We start from the raw sequence: 18,410 nt of genomic DNA on the forward strand, positions 1-18,410 counted from the left end.
ACCAAGTGAATGAGCTCTAGCCGGTTCAATGAATCAGCCCCCGGCGGAGCCCGTCAAGGGCGCGAGCGGGCACGGCGGTCCGCGTCGGGCGGCGCCCCGCCGTGGGCGCACCGGTTCAGCGCGGCAGGCGGGCCAGGGACACCGCGCCCGACAGGCCGTCGGGGACCGCAGACGGGGTGAGGCCGAAGGGCGCCACGCGGTCGCCCAGGCGCCGCAGCAGGGGGCCGTCCGGGGCCAGGAGGCCGCCGGTCACCACCAGGGGCTCACCGCGGCGGGGGGCCAACGCGGCGACCGTCGCCGCCAGTTCGTCCGCCGCGCGGTCCAGGAGGTCCGCGGCGACCGCGTCCCCGCCCGCCGCCGCGGCCACCACCAGGGGGCTGAGTTCCGCCAGTCGGACCGGATGCCCGGCGTAGGCGTACCGGACGACCCGCTCCTTGCCCAGGCCTCCGCAGAGCGCCTCCACCGGGACCGCGAGAGCCGTCGCGGGCCCGCGGCCGTCGAGGGCCCGCAGGACGGCGCGCAGCGCCTCCCGGCCCAGCCAGAAGCCGCTCCCGGCATCTCCGAGCAGCCACCCGTCCCCGTCCACCGCGCGCACCGCCCGCCGCCCGGTCACCCGTGCGCCCGCCGCGCCCGTGCCCGCGATGAGGACGAGGCCGTCCGCCGGGGTGCCGGGGCCGGCCGCGAAGGCCACCTCCGCGTCCCCGTGGACCTCGATCCGCGCCGGGGAGACGCCGGTCTGCGCGAGGGCGGCCTCCAGGGCCCGGCGGGCCTGCTCGCGGCCACCCCCCGGCCCGCCGCCCGCGAAGCCCGCCACGACGGCGGTGACGCCCGCTGCCCGCCCGCCCTCCGGCACCGCTCCCCGCAGGGCCTCCGCCAGATGCCGGGCCAGCGCGTCCTCGGGGACGCTCAGGGCATTGCCGGGGCCGCCCGTCCCCTCACCCAGGGTCCGGCCGGTCGCCGCGTCGGCGAGGCGCGCCCTGGTGCGCGTACCGCCCGCGTCGATGCCGATCACGCCCTCGCCACCATGCTGAATCCTGGATTCGTTCATCAGGCAGCATGCTGGTTGATAGATTCACCCGGTCACAAGCCCCCGGAAGGCCACTCCACATGATCACCGCACTGATCCGCTCCGAACTCCCCCGGATGTCCGGCTCCTTGCGCAAGGTCGGGGACTGGGTCCTCGCGGACCCGGCGCGGGTCGCCGGCGTCTCGGCGGCCGAGCTCGGCCGCCGCACCGGCACCTCGCAGGCCACGGTGACCCGGTTCTGCCGGGCGCTGGGCCTCGACTCGTACCAGGGGCTGCTGCTCGAACTCGCCCGTGAGCAGGGACAGGAGAGCGTCCACCAGGAGGCACCCCGCCCGCTGGGACCGGAGATCGGCCCCGACGACCCGCTCGACCTCGTCGTCGCCGCGGTCGCCCGCGCCGACCTGCAGGCGCTGCGCGCCACCACCGAACAGCTCGACCTCGACGCCCTGGAGCGGGCCGCCCGGGTCCTCGCGCAGGCGCGCCGGATCGACGTCTACGGCGTCGGCGCCTCGGGCGTCCTCGCCCTGGAGACACAGGCCCGGCTCTTCGGCATCGGCTGCGAGGCCCGCGCCTGGACCGAGGTGCACGCGGCGGAGACCTCGGCGGCCCTGCTGACACCCGCGGACGCGGTCGTGGCGCTCTCGCACTCGGGAGCCACCCGCGAGGTGCTCGGCCCGCTGCGGCTGGCCGCGCAGCGGGGTGCCGCGACGGTCGCCGTGACCGGGGACCCGCGCTCGCCGGTGGCCCGCGCGGCCGGGGTCCATCTGACCTCGACGGCCGCCCCGACCGGCTTCCGGCACGGCGGCTTCGGCACCCGGCACTCGGTGCTGCTGCTCCTCGACTGCCTCTACGCGCGCGTGGCACAGCTGACCTACTCGCGTGCCACCGCGGCCCTCGCGCTCACCGCGCACATCGCCGACGGGCACCGCCGGTAGCCGGACGGGAACGCCGAACGGGCCCTGCCCGCGAATCCGGTTCGCGGGCAGGGCCCGTTCGTCACGCTCTCGACGTCGTCACACCACGCTCAGATCTCGCCGCGGAGCTTGGCGAGCGCCTCGGCGAGGATCGCCTCGCCGTCCGCGTCGCTGCGCCGCTCCCGGACGTACGCGAGGTGCGTCTTGTAGGGCTCGGTGCGCGGCGGGTCCGGCGGGTTGTCCCGGTCCTGGCCGGCCGGGAAGCCACAGCGCGGGCAGTCCCAGGTGTCCGGGACCTGTGCGTCACTGGCGAAGCTCGGCTGCGTCTCGTGCCCGTTCGAGCACCAGAAGGAGATGCGGAGGCGCGGTGCCGACTCGCCCCGCTCGGCCTCCCCCATCGGCCCCGCTCCGACCCGGCTTCCCCGGATCGCGTTGCCACTTGCCACGGTCGTAACTCCCTGCGTGATGGTGCTCGAAGATGCCCCAGTCTACGTAAGGCCCAACGCGCGTCCAGTGATTGGAGTTACCCGTCCATCTTCATCAGAAGACCAAGTACGACAATGCACGCGAACCACAGCAGACCGACCACGACGGTGATGCGGTCCAGGTTGCGCTCGGCGACCGAGGAGCCACCGACGGACGACTGCATGCCGCCACCGAACATGTCGGAGAGGCCGCCGCCCTTCCCCTTGTGCATCAGCACGAGCAGCATCAGCAGCGCACTGAAGACGATCAGGGCGATCGAAAACCCCATAACCACGGCTGGACCAACTTCCTCGGACTTATACGGACGGGGGCCGGACAGGGTACCTGGCCGACCCCCGCAAGGGTACGACGGATCGCGTCCGCCGCTCTACATCATCACTGGTCGCGGAAGCGCACGATCTTCACGAACTCGTCGGCGTCCAGCGAGGCACCGCCGACCAGCGCGCCGTCGATGTCGGCCTGGGCCATGATCTCGGCCACGTTGCCGCCCTTGACGGAGCCGCCGTACTGGATGCGGACCTTGTCGGCCAGCTCCTGCGTGTACAGCTCGGCGAGCTTGCCGCGGATCGCCGCGCAGACCTCCTGGGCGTCCTCGGCGCCGCAGACCTTGCCGGTGCCGATGGCCCACACGGGCTCGTAGGCGATCACGACGGTCTCGGCCTGCTCGGCCGGGACGTCCTTGAGGCCGCCCTCGACCTGGGTCAGGGTGTGCGCGACGGCGTTGCCGGCCTCGCGGACCTCCAGCTCCTCGCCGACGCAGAGGATCGGGGTCAGGCCGTGCTTGTAGGCGGCCTTCACCTTGGCGTTGCAGACCTCGTCGGTCTCGGCGTGGTACTGGCGGCGCTCGGAGTGGCCGACGGCCACGTAGGCGCACTTCAGCTTGGCCAGCATCGGGCCGGAGATCTCGCCGGTGTACGCGCCGGAGTCGTGCGCCGAGACGTCCTGGGCGCCGTACTTGATCTTCAGCTTGTCGCCGTCGACCAGGGTCTGCACGGAGCGCAGGTCCGTGAAGGGCACGAGGACCGCGACCTCCACGGCGTCGTGGTCCTTGTCGGTCAGCGCGAAGGCGAGCTTCTGGACGTGGGCGATGGCCTCGAGGTGGTTGAGGTTCATCTTCCAGTTGCCCGCCATCAGCGGGGTACGGGTGCTCATAAGGGGGTCAGTCCTCCAGTGCGACGAGGCCGGGGAGCTGCTTGCCCTCGAGGTATTCGAGGGAGGCGCCGCCGCCGGTCGAGATGTGGCCGAAAGCATTCTCGTCGAAGCCCAGCAGGCGGACGGCGGCGGCCGAGTCGCCACCGCCGACCACGGTGAAGGCCGACGAGTCGAGCAGGCCCTGGGCGACGGCCTGGGTGCCGTTCGCGTAGTCCGGGTGCTCGAAGACGCCCATCGGGCCGTTCCAGAAGACGGTGCCCGCGTCGGCCAGCTTGGCCGCGTAGAGCTCGCGGGTCTTCGGGCCGATGTCCAGGCCCTCCTCGGTGGCCGGGATGGCGTCCGCGGCGACCGTGGTGGGGTGGGCCGGGGCCTTGGTCTTCAGGTCCGGGAACTCGGCGGAGACCAGCACGTCGACGGGGAGCACGAACTCCACGCCGCGCTTCTCGGCACGGGCCAGGTACTCCAGGCAGGCCGGGATCTGGTCCTCCTGCAGCAGCGAGATGCCGACCTCGTGGCCCTTGGCCTTGAGGAAGGTGTAGGCCATGCCGCCGCCGACGAGGATGCGGTCGGCCTTCTCCAGCAGGTGGTCGATCACCCCGAGCTTGTCGGAGACCTTGGCGCCGCCGAGGACGACGACGTAGGGCCGCTTGACGTCCTCGGTGAGCTTCTTGAGGACGCCGACCTCGGTGGCGATGAGGTAGCCGGCGGCGTGCGGCAGCTTGCCCGGGAGGTCGAAGACCGAGGCGTGCTTGCGGTGCACGGCGCCGAAGCCGTCGCCGACGTACAGGTCGGCGAGCTGGGCCAGCTGGTCCGCGAAGGCGCCGCGCTCGGCGTCGTCCTTGGACGTCTCGCCCGGGTTGAAGCGGAGGTTCTCGATGACGGCCACCTGGCCGTCGGCGAGGCCCGCGACGGTCGACGTGGCCGACTCGCCGACGGTGTCGGTCGCGAACGCCACGTCCGCGCCCAGCAGTTCGCCCAGGCGCGCGGCGGCCGGGGCGAGCGAGAACGCCAGGTCCGGGGCGCCCTTGGGGCGGCCCAGGTGCGAGGCGACCACGACGCGGGCGCCGGCGTCGGCGAGCGCCTTGACGGTGGGGACGACGGCGCGGATGCGCCCGTCGTCGGTGATGGTCGTGCCGTCGAGGGGCACGTTGAGGTCGGCGCGGACGAACACCCGCTTGCCGGAGACGCCCTCGGCGAGCAGCTCGTCGATCGTCTTCATCTGTTCCTGACTCCTTGGTACACGCGATGGAGCACACGACACAGGGCCCGCACAGCGCTTCATCGCGCTGCCCGAGCCCTGCTTCATATCGAAAGCCCGCCCTAGAGCTTAGAGCTGACCGCCGACGAAGACGGTGAGGTCGACGAGACGGTTGGAGTAACCCCACTCGTTGTCGTACCAGCCGAGGACCTTGACCGAGTTGCCCTCCTGGACCATCGTCAGCGACGAGTCGAAGGTGCAGGAGGCCGGGTCGCTCACGATGTCCGAGGAGACGATCTCGTCCTCGGTGTAGAACAGGATGCCCTTGAGCTCGCCGTCCGCGGCCTTCTTGAACGCGGCGTTGACCTCGTCCTTGGTGACCTCGCGGGAGAGCTCCACGACCAGGTCGGTGACCGAGCCGGTCGGGACCGGGACGCGCATGGCCATGCCGTCGAGCTTGCCCTTGAGCTGCGGCAGGACCAGCGCGGTGGCCTTGGCGGCACCCGTGGTGGTCGGGATGATGTTCTCCGCGGCGGCGCGGGCGCGGCGCAGGTCCTTGTGCGGGAAGTCCAGGATGCGCTGGTCGTTGGTGTACGCGTGGACCGTGGTCATGAGACCGCGGACGATGCCGAAGTTCTCGTCGAGGACCTTGGCCATCGGGGCGACACAGTTGGTGGTGCAGGACGCGTTGGAGATGACGTGGTGGTTGGCCGCGTCGTACTTGTCCTGGTTCACGCCCATGACGATGGTGATGTCCTCGTCCTTGGCCGGAGCCGAGATGAGGACCTTCTTGGCGCCGCCGGCGAGGTGCTTGGCGGCGTCCTCGCGCTTGGTGAAGATGCCGGTGGACTCGATGACGACGTCGACGCCCAGCTCGCCCCACGGGATGTCGGCCGGGTTGCGCTCGGACAGCACCTTGATGGTGTGGCCGTCGACGGTGATCGTGTCGGCGGTGTGGGTCACCTCGGCCTTGAGGCGGCCCAGGATGGTGTCGTACTTCAGCAGGTGGGCCGTGGTCGCGGTGTCACCCAGGTCGTTTACGGCCACGACCTCGATGTCGGCACCCTGCTCAAGGAGCGCGCGGAAGTAGTTGCGACCGATACGGCCAAAGCCGTTGATGCCTACGCGGATCGTCACGAACCGATCTCCTCGTTAGGTACGCCGGGTTTCGACGCCCGGCGAGCTTCTTTTTGGGATGTCCCCGACCGCCTACGACCCTACCTCTCCAGATGGCTACGCGTGACATCCGGTGCAGGCGCACACGCCCGGAAAGTACTGGAAAAAGGCCTACAGCCCTTGTTTACCAACGGGTATGGACCGCCAGGGGACCTTGATCATCACTACGGAGAGTGACAATTTTCGGCGCTCGCCTGAGCGCCCGATTCAGCGTCGGAGCGAAGTAAGAGCCCTTTCGAGAAGTTTCGCCCGGTCAGTCGCATTCGGCACGTGCTCCAGGCCGAAGCCGAGCAGCACGGTGTCACGGGTGGTGACCGCTGCCCGGGAGTGGAAGAGCGCCGCGGAACTCGTCCAGTCATTCGTGTTCCCGGGGCTGCCGACCGGCGCTCCGGGGACGGACCATTCACCCATTCCGGCCTCGAAGCCCTCGGTGTCGTCCACGGCCCCCGCCGTGAGGCGGAGCTCGTCGAGGAAGGCGCCCGTCTCGCCGGTGCCCGGGTCGGAGACGTAGGAGATCGCCAGCTCGACCTGCCGGCCGGCGTAGGCGCTCAGGTCGACGCTCGCCTGCCGCCATCCGTTGGAGGGGCCGGTGAAGGCGTGCCAGGCACCGGTGGTGCCGGTGGCGGTGCAGCCGTCCGCGCCGACGGTCAGGTAGTGGGCGAGGAAGGGGTGCTCGCGGACGTAGTAGCCCTCGCCGCAGTCGGCGGGCGGCTCCGCGGAGGTGCCACCGTTGGCGTCGGGCAGGGTGGTCCAGTCGTCCTGGCCGACCGTGTGGGCCTCGACGACCAGGTTGTCGTAGCCCGGCTCGGTGTCGTGGCTGACCTGGAAGGTCAGGCTCGGCTTCGAGGCGGCGGCGACGCCGGTGAGGTCCACGGTCCGGCTCAGCCGGCCCCAGGTGCCGTCCGCGTGGCGCAGCGCGGCGAAGCGGCTGCCCGCGTACGGCTCGAAGGGGGTGCGGATGCCGGGGTAGTCGCCCGCGGCGGCGCTGCTCGCGAACTGCGGGAAGCGGTCGGGCGTCAGCGTGTCGGAGGTGACGGTGTACGCGCCGGCGTTGTCGAGCGGATTGCCCGCCGCGCCGGCGAGCGGCGTGACGGTGGCGCCGAGGCCGCCGGACCCGGTGAAGGACGGCGGGCCGTCCAGGCCGGCCCGGCGATAGGCGCCGAGGTAGTACTGCGCGAAGTCGTTGGACTCGGCGCGGCCCAGCCGGACGAGGCCGCCGGACTTCTCGCCCATGTCGATCAGCTTGCCGCCCTCGTTCAGATGGGCGCGGACGGCCAGGAGGGTGCCGCCGGAGGGCTGCTCCGCGCCGGAGTACCAGAGGACCGTCCGGAAGTGGCTCAGCACGCCCAGGGCGTGCGGGGTCCCCTGGGTGGCGACGTCCCAGACGGCGGCGCGGCGCCCGTTCGCGGCGAGCGCCTTCACGTAGGCGTCGGTGTGCCGGGCGGCGGCGGTGCCGCCCTCGTCGGCGAGGACGAGGACGTCGGCGCGGGGCCGCTCGGCCACGGTGTACCTGAACGGGGCGGACGCGGTCGCCCGGCCCTCGCGGGTGCGGGCGGTGTACCAGACCTCGACCTCGTCGCCGGTCCGGGCGCCCTCGATCCTCGCGCGGTACTCGTCGAAGTAGAGGTTGTCCCCGCCGCCGAAGGTCTCGCCGCCCTTCCACGGCGCCAGCCCCTCGCGCTGGGTGCGCCCACCGTTGATCCGGTAGTTGAGGGTCTTGCCGCGCAGCGACTTGCGGGCGGTGACGGACACCTCCTGCCCGGCGCCGCGGGCGTACGAGGTGGCGAAGGCGTCCGGGGTGAAGTCGGGCGCCTCGATGCCGACCGGGGAGACCGGGCGGTCGGGGTGGGCGGCGCTCTCGGCGACCGCGAGCGCGAAGGGGATGTTCTTCGCGAACTCGGCCTGGATCAGCTTCTCGTCGTCGGGGAACGTGAAGACGGAGGCGCAGTCGGCCGGGTCCCAGGCGTCGTTCGGGTCGACCCGGGAGGCGGTGGCGCAGGTCGACATCTCCGGGGTGAACATCTGCATCTTGTTGACGTTGGCGGCGTGGCCGTCGGCCTCGCCGTTGGTGATGTAGAGCTCGGAGGAGACCTGCGACCGGTAGCCGGGGACCGCGGGCTTCTGCGGGGTGCCGGCGAGCGCCCTGAGGGCCACGTCGTCGGGGGTGTCGGTGGCGACCTGCCAGCCCACGCCGTAGAGCAGCAGCTGGGCGGCGGAGTGGTAGTTGACGCCGTAGCTGAAGCCGATGCGCTTCTGGAAGGCGTCCAGGGCCCGGGTCTCGGGCTCGGACATGGGGCCGCCGCCGCGGAAGGTCTCGTCGGCCGGGTCGGGGGACGAGCCCTCGTCGTCGTAGCCCCACTTGTAGGCGAAGTTGCGGTTGAGGTCGACGCCGTCGCCGGACTCGATCCGCCCGTCGCCGTTGTTGTCCCGCAGGTTCTTGCGCCACTGGCGGTTGGCGGGATCGGCGTGGGTGAAGTCGTATCCGTCGGGGTTGGCGGAGAGCACGAACCACAGCTCGGTGGTGTCGACGATGCGCGTGATCCGCGGGTCCTTGCCGTAGCGGTCCAGGTAGTGGTGCATCAGCCGGCGGGTCATCTCGGGGGTGATCCACTCGCGGGCGTGCTGGTTGGACAGGTACAGCGTGGCCGGCTTGGCGCCGTCCCCGGACTTCCGGGCGCCCTTGCTCAGCTTGAGGGCGAGGATGTCCTGCCCCTTGACCGTCCTGCCGATGGAGACGACCTTGGTGAGCTCCGGGTGGGCCCGCGCGGTGTCCAGGATCTCCTGCTTGAGGCCGCCCTTGCCGCCGTACGGGCGGAAGACGCCGTCGCCGGCGGTCGCGACCCGCTCCTCGGCCCGGGCGTCCAGGGTGTGCTCGGTGAGCGCGACGCCCAGCCGGCGCAGCTGCCCGGCCTGGTCACCCGTGAGATAGAGCTCGACGGTCGCGGAGCCCTTCGCGGGCACCTGCTCGGTCAGCTCGTGGGCATCGGTGCCGGCGTCGAGCAGGAGCGGCACCTGCTCCTTGGTGACCGTCGCGCGCCATACGGAGAGGTGCTCGCGGTCCCCGTCGGTGCCCCCGGTCCGCGCCCCGGCGCCGGGTGCCGTCGCCAGACCGGCGATCAGCAGTGATGCCACGGCGAGGATCGATCTCGCGGTGCGCCTCATCAGCCCCCCTTGCTGTCGTCTGCCACGAATGTGAACGGACGCCAGATTCGTGGGGGGTCATACCCCTGTCAAGGGTGCCTGCGGCGCGTCGGCCGAAGCCCGCCAAACGGAACTGCCGGTACCTCAGAAAGGCACCGGCAGCGGGGAGTTGGGGTTCAGCCGACGAGACTGTCGTCCAGCTCCTCCGTCAGGTTGGACTCGGTGCCGGGGATGCCCAGGTCCTGGGCCCGCTTGTCGGCCATGGCGAGCAGCCGGCGGATCCGGCCGGCCACCGCGTCCTTGGTGAGCGGCGGGTCGGCGAGCGCGCCCAGCTCCTCCAGGGAGGCCTGCTTGTGCTCCATGCGCAGCCGGCCGGCGGCGGCCAGGTGCTCGGGCACCTCCTCGCCCAGGATCTCCAGGGCCCGCTGCACCCGGGCGCCCGCGGCGACCGCGGCCCGGGCCGAGCGGCGCAGGTTGGCGTCGTCGAAGTTGGCCAGCCGGTTGGCGGTGGCGCGGACCTCGCGCCGCATCCGCCGCTCCTCCCAGGCCAGCACCGACTCGTGCGCGCCGAGCCGGGTGAGCAGGGCACCGATGGCGTCGCCGTCGCGGACCACGACCCGGTCCACACCGCGGACCTCGCGGGCCTTGGCGGCGATGGAGAGCCGACGGGCGGCGCCGACCAGGGCGAGGGCGGCCTCGGGGCCGGGGCAGGTGACCTCCAGGGACGAGGAGCGGCCCGGCTCGGTCAGCGAGCCGTGCGCCAGGAAGGCCCCGCGCCAGGCCGCCTCGGCGTCGCAGGTGGCCCCGGAGACCACCTGCGGGGGCAGACCCCGGATGGGGCGGCCCCGGCCGTCCACGAGGCCGGTCTGCCGGGCCAGCTGGTCGCCGCCGGCGACCACGCGCACGACGAAGCGCGAGCCGCGGCGCAGCCCGCCGGGGGCCATCACGATCAGCTCGGAGCTGTGCCCGAAGATCTCCAGGATGTCCCGCTTGAGCCGCCGGGCCGCCATCGCTGTGTCCAGCTCCGCCTCGATCACGATCCGGCCGCTCACCAGGTGCAGCCCGCCGGCGAACCGCAGGATCGACGAGACCTCTGCCTTCCTGCAGCAGGTCCGGGTGACGGGGAGCCGGGAGATCTCGTCCTTCACCGCTGCCGTCATCGCCATGGGCCGATCCTTCCATGCATCCGAAAAATACGGTCGTACGCGGCGGCCAACAGCTCCGGGTCGTGCTTCGGAGCACCGTCGGGCCTGGCGACCGGCGCCAGCTCGACCGCGGCGCCGAGCCGCTTGGCGGCATCGGCGAGAGGCTCCCTGGCAGACACGTCGCGCACGGCGGCCTCGTCGGCCAGCACCACGTCCAGGGCGAGTTTAGGGGCGTGTCGTGCCAAAACCTCCAAATGACGCTGCGGGGAGAAGCCCTCTGTTTCTCCGGGCTGCGGCGCGAGGTTCAGCGAGAGCACCCGCCGCGCCTTCGTCTCCACGAGGGCGTCGAGCAGCTCGGGCACGAGGAGGTGCGGGATCACCGAGGAGAACCAGGACCCGGGACCGAGCACCACCCAGTCGGCGTCCAGGACCGCGGCCACCGCCTCGGGCACGGCCGGCGGGTCGTTCGGCACCAGGTGCACGGACTGCACCTCGCCGGGGGTGAGGGCCACGGTGGCCTGGCCGCGCACGGTGTCGACGTCGTGCGGGCGCGCCGGATCGTGGCCCCTGACCAGGGCCTGGAGCTCCAGCGGCACGGCGGACATGGGCAGCACCCGGCCCTGCGCGCCGAGCAGCTTGCCGACCAGGTCCAGGGCCTGCACGGGGTCGCCGCCCAGCTGCTCCCAGAGGGCGACGATCAGCAGGTTGCCCACGGCGTGGCCGTGCATCTCGCCCTTGGACTGGAAGCGGTGCTGGATGACCCGGGCCCAGGTCTGGCCCCAGTCGTCGTCGCCGCACAGCGCGGCGAGCGCCTTGCGGAGGTCCCCCGGGGGCAGCACGCCCAGCTCCTCGCGGAGCCGGCCGCTGGAGCCCCCGTCGTCGGCGACGGTGACCACGGCGGTCAGGTCGCCGGTGATGCGGCGCAGGGCGGCGAGGGAGGCCGACAGGCCCATGCCGCCGCCGAGCGCGACGACCTTGGGCTGGGCGCCGCGCCTGCGGAGCGTACGCCGCACCGAGAGGGTGGACGTACGCCGGCGGTACGGTTTCACTCGCGCCCCATGTCCCGGTGGACGACGACGGTCTCGACGCCCTCCGAGGCCAGGCGGGCGGCCAGCTTCTCGGCGGTGGCGACGGAGCGGTGCTTGCCGCCGGTGCAGCCGACCGCGATCGTCACGTAGCGCTTGCCCTCGCGGCGGTAGCCCGCGGCGATCAGCTGGAGCAGCTCGGTGTAGCGGTCCAGGAACTCCTTGGCACCGGGCTGGTTGTAGACGTAGTTCGCGACCTCTTCGTTCAGGCCGGTGAAGGGGCGCAGCTCGGGGACCCAGTGCGGGTTCGGCAGGAAGCGCATGTCGACGACGAGGTCGGCGTCGACCGGCAGTCCGTACTTGAAGCCGAAGGACATCACGGTGGCCCGCAGCTCGGGCTCCTCGTCGCCCGCGAACTGGGCGTCCATCTTGGCGCGCAGCTCGTGCACGTTGAGGCTGGAGGTGTCGATCACCAGGTCGGCGTCGCCGCGCAGCTCGCGCAGCAGGTCGCGCTCGGCGGCGATGCCGTCGACGATGCGCCCGTCGCCCTGGAGCGGGTGCGGCCGGCGGACCGACTCGAAGCGCCGGACCAGCGCCTCGTCGGAGGACTCCAGGAACACGATCCGGCGGGTGACCTGCTTGGAGTCGAGGTCGGCCAGGGAGTCGCGCAGGTTGTCGAAGAACTGCCGGCCGCGGACGTCGACGACGACCGCGATCCGGGCCACGTTGCCCTGGGAGCGGGCTCCCAGCTCGACCATGGTGGGGATCAGCTCGGGCGGGAGGTTGTCCACGACGAACCAGCCGAGGTCCTCCAGACACTTCGCCGCGGTGGACCGCCCGGCCCCGGACATGCCGGAGATGATCACCAGCTCGGGGATGGCCGCGTCGGCGCTGTTCTCGCCGTCGGGCTCCGTCGTGCCCGTACTCATGTCTGGTGCTCCGTCTTCGTACTCGTTCTCGTGCGCGTCGTGCGTGGTCATGCTGTGCTGCCCCCGTCGTCTTCCATGATCTCTCCTGTTGCCGTGTTCACGGCGGGCGCGGCCGGGGCCGCCTGCGCGAGGGCCACCGCCACGGCCTCGGCCGTCTTGCGGCCCATGCCGGGGACCTCGCAGATCTGCTCGATTGTCGCCTGCCGGAGGCGTTTGACCGAGCCGAAATGCTTGATGAGCGCCTGTTTGCGCGTCTCCCCGAGGCCGGGGACGGCGTCCAGGGGGCTGCTGCGGATGCGCTTGGTCCGCTTGGAACGCTGGTAACGGATGGCGAAGTCGTGAGCCGTGTCACGTACCCGCTGAAGGAGGTACAGGCCCTCGCTGGAGCGGGGCAGCACCACCGGGTCGTCGTCGCCCGGCAGCCAGACCTCCTCCAGGCGCTTGGCGAGGCCGCAGACCGCGATGTCGTCGATACCGAGCTCGTCCAGGGCGCGCCGGGCGGCGGCGACCTGCGGCTGCCCGCCGTCGACGACGACGAGCTGGGGCGGGTAGGCGAAGCGCTTGGGCCGCCCGTCGTCGTCGCGCCCCTCGGTCTCGGCGGGCACCTCCCCGTCCACCCACTCGCCGGTCTTCTCCTTCTCGGCGAGGTAGCGCTTGAAGCGGCGGCTGATCACCTCGTGCATGGACCGGACGTCGTCCTGGCCCTCGAAGCCCTTGATCTGGAAGCGGCGGTACTCGCTCTTGCGGGGCAGCCCGTCCTCGAAGACGACCATGGAGGCCACGACGTCCTCGCCCTGGAGGTGCGAGATGTCGAAGCACTCGATGCGCAGCGGCGCCGAGTCCAGGTCCAGGGCCTCGGCGATCTCCTCCAGGGCCCGGGACCGGGTGGTCAGGTCGCTGGCCCGCTTGGTCTTGTGCAGGACGAGGGACTGCTGGGCGTTGCGGGCGACGGTCTCCATCAGGGCCTTCTTGTCGCCGCGCTGCGGGATGCGCAGCGACACGTTCGAACCGCGGCGCCCGGAGAGCCAGGCGGTGACCGCCTCGGTGTCCTCCGGCAGGGCGGGCACCAGCACCTCCTTGGGAACGGCGTCGCCGCTCTCCTCTCCGTACAGCTGCTGGAGGGCGTGCTCGACGAGCCCGGCCGTCTCGACGGCCTCGACCTTGTCGGTGACCCAGCCGCGCTGGCCGCGGACCCGGCCGCCGCGCACGTGGAAGATCTGGACGGCGGCCTCCAGCTCGTCCTCGGCGAGCGCGATCAGGTCGGCGTCGGTGGCGTCGGCGAGCACCACCGCGTTCTTCTCCATGGCCTTGCGCAGGGCCTCTATGTCGTCCCGCAGGCGGGCGGCCTTCTCGTACTCCAGGTCCTCGGCCGCGATCATCATCTGCTTCTCCAGGCGGCGCAGATACGTGCCGGTGCGGCCGGCCATGAAGTCGCAGAAGTCCTCGGCCAGTTCGCGGTGCTCCTCCGCGTCGACCCGCCCGACGCAGGGCGCCGAGCACTTCCCGATGTAACCGAGCAGGCACGGCCGCCCGGCGGAGGCCGCGTTGCGGAAGACCCCCGCGGAGCAGGTACGCACCGGGAACACCCGCAGCATCAGGTCGACGGTCTCGCGGATGGCCCACGCGTGCGCGTACGGCCCGAAGTAGCGCACGCCCTTCTTCTTGTGCCCGCGCATGACCTGGACGCGCGGGAACTCCTCGTCGAGCGTGACGGCGAGATACGGATAGCTCTTGTCGTCCCGGTACTTCACGTTGAACCGGGGGTCGAACTCCTTGATCCAGGAGTACTCCAGCTGCAGCGCCTCGACCTCCGTGGCCACGACGGTCCATTCCACGGAGGCGGCCGTGGTGACCATCGTCGCCGTGCGCGGGTGCAGGCTCGCGAGCGGCTGGAAGTAGTTCGCCAGGCGCTGGCGCAGGGACTTCGCCTTCCCGACGTAGATCACCCGGCGGTGCTCGTCGCGGAATTTGTAGACCCCCGGCGAGTCGGGGATCTGTCCCGGCTTGGGGCGGTAGCTGGAGGGGTCGGCCATGGCACCCACCCTACTGGCGGGGACCGACACTCAGGCCGCGCGCGCTCGTTGGCCGGACATGACGAACGAGGCTTCAGGACGGCTCTCCGGCCGGGTGTGCGTGGTGACCGGCGCGGCGAGCGGGATCGGCCGGGCGACGGCGCTGCGCTTCGCGGCCGAGGGCGCCCGCGTGGTGGCGACGGACGTGGACGCGGAGCGGCTCGGCACGCTCGGCGACGGTGTGGTGACGGTCGTGGGGGACGTCTCCGAGGACGCGGACGCCCGCCGCATGATCGCCACCGCGGTGGAGCGGTTCGGCCGCCTGGACGTCCTGGTGGCGAACGCCGGCGTGATCCCCCTCCTGGACGTCACGGAGGCGAGCGCCGCCGACTTCGACCACGTCATGGCGATCGACGGCCGGGGCATGTTCCTGACCTGCAAGTACGCGATCGAGGCGATGCGCGGCACGGGCGGCGGGGCGATCGTCTGCACCTCGTCCGTCTCGGGCGTCGCGGGCCAGGCCCGGCAGGCGGTCTACGGCCCGGCGAAGTTCGTGGCGACGGGCCTGACCAAGCACCTGGCGGTGGAGTGGGCGGCGCACGGCATCCGGGTCAACGCGGTCGCCCCGGGCACGATCGAGACGGAACGCGTGGCCGCCGTCCGCGACGAGCCGGGCGGCCGGGAGTACCTGGCCACGGTCGCCGGGGCCCATCCGATGGCCCGCTTCGGCCGCCCCGAGGAGGTCGCCGCGGCCGTCCTCTTCCTCGCGTCGGACGAGGCGTCCTTCGTCACGGGCGCGGTCCTCCCGGTCGACGGCGGCTACCTGGCCCAGTAGCCGCCCCGGCCCCGAGCGCCCCCGCACACCGTCGTTCCGCCGGACCGGAAACCACGCGCCCGGGCCCGGAGGGTCGACGGCGCCCCCGCCGGCGCCCCCGCCGCGGGCGGGGCGGAGCCCGCCGCGGCGAGGAGGCGGCCGCGACGGGCTGGCGGGCGGGTTACCGGGTGCGGCGCAGGACCGCCGCGCCGCCGACGAGCCCCAGGGCCAGGAGCGCGCCCGCCCCGACCGCGGCCGCGGCGACGGCCGGCTCGTCGTGCGCGGCGGCGGGGGCGGCCACGGGGGCGGGAGCCCCCGGGTCGTAGCCCCCGGCCGCGCCCTTGCGCGCGTAGGCGGACCCGGGCAGCTTGTCGGCGTACGCCCTCGTCACCCGGACCCGGTAGGCGTCCAGCGACGTCCCGTTCCTGCCCACGGCCCGCACCGCGTCCTCGTCCAGGGGCAGCACCTTCGCCCCCTTCTGCACGTACCACGCGTCGATCTGCGGCTCCCGGAAGACCGTCCCGCCCGGCAGCAGCCGCAGCCCCTGCCGGGTGTAGCGGACCTCGTCGTCGCCGGTGGCGATGTTCACCACCTGCCAGCCGCCACCCGGCCCGCGGACGGACCACAGCGAGGCCGTCCGCCCGTCCGCGGCGACCGCCTTGCTGGCGTGGAACTCGACGCGGGCCACCGGCGCGCCCGGTCTCCCGGCCACGAAGTCGGGCGAGAGGAGCCGTACGGGCACCGACACCCCCTCGATCCGGGGCGGCGCCGCCGTACGGGCGAGGGCTGCCGCGTCGTCCCGCGCGAAGAAGCGGGCGACGGTGTCGAGGGTGCGCGGCGCGGCCGCCGCCTGCTCGGGCGTCGGCGCGACGGGCAGGGCACCGGCGGCCCCGGGCCCGTCGGCGGCACCGGCGGCGTCGGCCGGCACCGCCCCCAGGACGACGAGGGCCGCGGCCCCCAGCAGGCCGGCCCCCAGGGCACGGATGCGTACGGTCATCGTCGTCACGCCCCGATCCGGTAGAGCGAGTGGGTCCAGGAGAAGGAGCTGTTGTTGACGTACCAGGCGTGCGAGGCCCAGTTGTAGCGGTCGCTGGAGGGCCACGGGTCGCCCCAGTAGACCCAGCTGTCGGCGTCGTCGTAGCCGTAGAGGACGTGCATGTGGCCACCGCCCCCGGCCCACTGGATCCGGGTCTCGACGGGACGGTCGGCGTTGATCTCGGTCTGCACGGTCGAGTACCGCAGCCACCCGGTCACGTACGAACCGGGGTTGATGCCCGCCCAGCCGAGTCCGTCCTGGACGTTGCCCAGGGTGGCCTGCCAGTTGGGGCAGTCGTAGCCCTGCTGGCGGCCGAAGGCGGCGTTGCAGAACTGGTTCTGGCTGTAGGAGCGGCCGAACCAGGTGGCGATGGTGTTGCCGCTCGCCGCCCAGCACCAGTTGGTCTTCTGCTGGGCCTGCATGGTGATGCCGAGGCGCTTGTAGGCGAGGGCGGACACGCCTTCCGCCGCGCCGTCCCGCCCGGTCGTCGGCGCGGCGGACGCCGACGGGGCGGGGACGAGCACGAGGGTGGCGGCCGCGACGAGTGCGGCGAGGACCTTTCTGCTGCGCATCGCGTTCCTCCCGAGGTGGGGATGTGGGGAGTTGGAGGAGAGGAGCGCGTCCGGACGCTGGTCTGGAGCATCGGGCGTTGTCCGGAGCGGGTCAACACGCTTCAATGCGGGGTGACGGCGAGCTGTGAACGGTGTGGCCCGGGTGTGAACGGCCGTCCCCGGTCCACCTGCCCGACCGCCGGGGCGCCCGGGCGCGCCGCCTCCCCCCACCGTGAACGTTCACTGAGGAGTCCTCGTGGGCCACACCGAGGCCGATCTGGTGCAGCTGCTGCACACCGGTCCGTTCCATCTGGCGCTGCGCACCGCGCTCGCCGTGCGCGGGCTGCCGCTGCAGCGGGTCCAGCACCATCTGGCGCACCGGGGGGTGAAGGTCGGCGTGACGTCGCTGAGCTACTGGCAGCAGGGCGCGCGCCGGCCGCAGCGGCCGGAGTCGATGAAGGCGGTGCGGGCCCTGGAGGAGGTGCTCCAGCTGCCGGGGAACTCGCTGATCCGGCTGCTCGCCGAGGACACCGCCGCCCGCGCCGAGGTCGAGCGCCCGGCGACCCGCTCGTACCGCTCGCTGGTCGAGGCCTCGGGGGTCGTGGAGGAGCTGCTCGCGGAGCTGGAGTCCCCGACGGACGGCGGGCTGCACACGGTGGGGCACCAGGAGCGGGTGCGGATCGGCGCGGGGCGGGAGCTGCTCGGCCGGGACTCGCAGCAGGTGGTGCGGGCGCACCGGGACGGGATCGACCGCTATCTGGCGATCCACCGGGGTGACCCGGGCTGCGATCCGCACCGGGTGGAGGTGCGGGCGGCGGAGAACTGCCGGGTGGGCCGGGTGCGGCGGCACGCGGGGACCGGGGTGCTGGTCGCCGAGCTGCTCTTCGACGCGCGGCTGCGGGCCGGGGACACGTACGTCTTCTCGTACGGCTTCGAGGACGGTACGGGCGGGCCGAGCCGGGAGTACGTGCGCGGGTTCAGCTTCGCGGGCGGGCAGTACGTCCTGCAGGTCCGCTTCGACGAGGCCGCGCTGCCGGTACGGTGCCGGCGCTTCGCGCAGGCGTCGACGGGGGCACCGCGGGGCGGTCGGGCCGAGCTGACGCTGAGCGGCCGGCACCACGCGGTGCACCTCGTGGAGCAGGGGGTGCGCCCGGGGATCCTGGGCATCGACTGGGACTGGACCTGACCGCCCGAATCCTGGGCATCGACCGGACCTGACCGCCCGCCCCCCACGGCTGCCGGGGGCCGTCCGGCCCTGGTCCGCCGGACCGGCCCTCAGGCCGTCGGTCCCGCGACCAGCTTGCCGTTCTCGACCCGGACCGGGACCTCGGGCAGCGGCACGGTCGCCGGGCCCTGGACCGCCTTGCCGGTGGTCACGTCGAAGCGGCTGCCGTGGCAGGGGCAGTTGCCCTCGTTCTTCTCGATCTTGTCGAGGACGCAGCCGGCGTGGGTGCACTGGGCGCTGAAGGCCTTGTACTGGCCCTGGGCCGGGCAGTGCACGAGGAGTCGCTGCTCGCGATAGAGCTTGGCGCCGCCGACGGGGATCTCGTCGGGCGCGCCGAGGGTCACCGGGGCCGTCGGCGTGGGGTTCTCGGCGTGGCCCAGCTTGGACTCGGTGGAGCAGGCGGCGACACCCAGCCCGGCGGCCCCGGCGAGGGCGGCGCCTTTCAGTACGGTGCGGCGGGGGGTCTGGCCGGACATGGGCGCTCCATCGGTCGGGTCGGGGACAAGACGTCGTGAGAGGGGACCGAACCGACGATACCGGCGGGTCGGCGGGCGTCTGCGGCGGGGCCTGTCCTCACGG

Annotated in this window: 17 protein-coding genes; 3 read left to right on the forward strand and 14 right to left on the reverse strand. The window is 72.7% G+C overall.

The window, feature by feature from the left end; genetic code table 11:
- Positions 1-115: 115 nt before the first annotated feature.
- Entirely contained in the window at positions 116-1,048 is a 933-nt protein-coding gene (locus AB0M16_RS11945; RefSeq protein ID WP_365341554.1) for a BadF/BadG/BcrA/BcrD ATPase family protein, read from the reverse strand.
- Positions 1,049-1,107: 59 nt separating this feature from the next.
- Between AB0M16_RS11945 and AB0M16_RS11950 the strand changes: the two genes are divergently transcribed.
- Positions 1,108-1,962, forward strand: a complete 855-nt coding sequence (locus tag AB0M16_RS11950; protein ID WP_365341556.1) for a MurR/RpiR family transcriptional regulator — start codon at positions 1,108-1,110, stop codon at positions 1,960-1,962.
- An 89-nt stretch (positions 1,963-2,051) separates the two neighbouring features.
- Here AB0M16_RS11950 and AB0M16_RS11955 read toward each other — a convergent pair whose 3' ends face one another.
- The 10 genes from AB0M16_RS11955 to uvrC form a co-directional block, all read right to left on the reverse strand.
- A complete protein-coding gene (locus AB0M16_RS11955) occupies positions 2,052-2,387 on the reverse strand; it encodes an RNA polymerase-binding protein RbpA (protein WP_003957010.1) in 336 nt (111 codons plus the stop codon).
- Positions 2,388-2,464: 77 nt separating this feature from the next.
- On the reverse strand, positions 2,465-2,695 hold the full coding sequence (secG, locus tag AB0M16_RS11960) for a preprotein translocase subunit SecG (protein ID WP_265866124.1): 231 nt from the start codon (positions 2,693-2,695) through the stop codon (positions 2,465-2,467).
- A 107-nt stretch (positions 2,696-2,802) separates the two neighbouring features.
- Entirely contained in the window at positions 2,803-3,579 is a 777-nt protein-coding gene (gene tpiA / locus AB0M16_RS11965) for a triose-phosphate isomerase (RefSeq protein WP_365341558.1), read from the reverse strand.
- Positions 3,580-3,586: 7 nt separating this feature from the next.
- Entirely contained in the window at positions 3,587-4,798 is a 1,212-nt protein-coding gene (locus AB0M16_RS11970; RefSeq protein WP_365341561.1) for a phosphoglycerate kinase, read from the reverse strand.
- Between the two features lie 108 nt (positions 4,799-4,906).
- Positions 4,907-5,914 carry a type I glyceraldehyde-3-phosphate dehydrogenase gene (gene gap, locus AB0M16_RS11975; protein WP_365341563.1) on the reverse strand — a complete coding sequence of 336 codons (1,008 nt, stop codon included), beginning with the start codon at positions 5,912-5,914 and terminating at the stop codon, positions 4,907-4,909.
- A gap of 246 nt (positions 5,915-6,160) precedes the next feature.
- Complete coding sequence (locus AB0M16_RS11980; protein ID WP_365341565.1) at positions 6,161-9,115, reverse strand: M14 family zinc carboxypeptidase; 2,955 nt, start codon at positions 9,113-9,115, stop codon at positions 6,161-6,163.
- A 155-nt stretch (positions 9,116-9,270) separates the two neighbouring features.
- On the reverse strand, positions 9,271-10,260 hold the full coding sequence (gene whiA / locus AB0M16_RS11985) for a DNA-binding protein WhiA (RefSeq protein WP_030205188.1): 990 nt from the start codon (positions 10,258-10,260) through the stop codon (positions 9,271-9,273).
- Complete coding sequence (gene yvcK, locus AB0M16_RS11990; RefSeq protein WP_365341567.1) at positions 10,251-11,288, reverse strand: uridine diphosphate-N-acetylglucosamine-binding protein YvcK; 1,038 nt, start codon at positions 11,286-11,288, stop codon at positions 10,251-10,253. Before yvcK ends, whiA begins: the two co-directional genes overlap by 10 nt.
- On the reverse strand, positions 11,285-12,193 hold the full coding sequence (gene rapZ, locus AB0M16_RS11995) for an RNase adapter RapZ (protein WP_365341569.1): 909 nt from the start codon (positions 12,191-12,193) through the stop codon (positions 11,285-11,287). The genes yvcK and rapZ overlap by 4 nt, the downstream gene beginning before the upstream one ends.
- Before the next feature lie 47 nt (positions 12,194-12,240).
- Entirely contained in the window at positions 12,241-14,226 is a 1,986-nt protein-coding gene (gene uvrC, locus AB0M16_RS12000; RefSeq protein ID WP_365341571.1) for an excinuclease ABC subunit UvrC, read from the reverse strand.
- 58 nt (positions 14,227-14,284) lie between these two features.
- On the opposite strand from uvrC, the gene AB0M16_RS12005 reads away from it, so the two are divergent.
- Positions 14,285-15,040 (forward strand): SDR family NAD(P)-dependent oxidoreductase, encoded by a 756-nt coding sequence (locus AB0M16_RS12005; protein WP_365341573.1) that lies wholly within the window; start codon positions 14,285-14,287, stop codon positions 15,038-15,040.
- A gap of 160 nt (positions 15,041-15,200) precedes the next feature.
- Here AB0M16_RS12005 and AB0M16_RS12010 read toward each other — a convergent pair whose 3' ends face one another.
- Both AB0M16_RS12010 and AB0M16_RS12015 read right to left on the reverse strand, forming a co-directional pair.
- The gene (locus AB0M16_RS12010; protein WP_365341575.1) at positions 15,201-16,025 is read right to left on the reverse strand and encodes a hypothetical protein; all 825 of its coding nucleotides are present in this window, start codon (positions 16,023-16,025) and stop codon (positions 15,201-15,203) included.
- Complete coding sequence (locus AB0M16_RS12015; protein WP_365341577.1) at positions 16,022-16,627, reverse strand: papain-like cysteine protease family protein; 606 nt, start codon at positions 16,625-16,627, stop codon at positions 16,022-16,024. The genes AB0M16_RS12010 and AB0M16_RS12015 overlap by 4 nt, the downstream gene beginning before the upstream one ends.
- A 235-nt stretch (positions 16,628-16,862) precedes the next feature.
- Here AB0M16_RS12015 and AB0M16_RS12020 point away from each other — a divergent pair, with 235 nt between their 5' ends.
- Positions 16,863-17,792 carry a hypothetical protein gene (locus AB0M16_RS12020; protein ID WP_365341579.1) on the forward strand — a complete coding sequence of 310 codons (930 nt, stop codon included), beginning with the start codon at positions 16,863-16,865 and terminating at the stop codon, positions 17,790-17,792.
- 89 nt (positions 17,793-17,881) lie between these two features.
- Here the strand turns inward: AB0M16_RS12020 and AB0M16_RS12025 are convergent, their stop codons facing one another.
- A complete protein-coding gene (locus AB0M16_RS12025; protein WP_365341581.1) occupies positions 17,882-18,307 on the reverse strand; it encodes a Rieske (2Fe-2S) protein in 426 nt (141 codons plus the stop codon).
- Positions 18,308-18,410: the final 103 nt, after the last annotated feature.

Origin of the sequence: Streptomyces sp. NPDC051921 (genome assembly GCF_040680975.1) — a bacterium.
GTDB lineage: Bacteria > Actinomycetota > Actinomycetes > Streptomycetales > Streptomycetaceae > Streptomyces.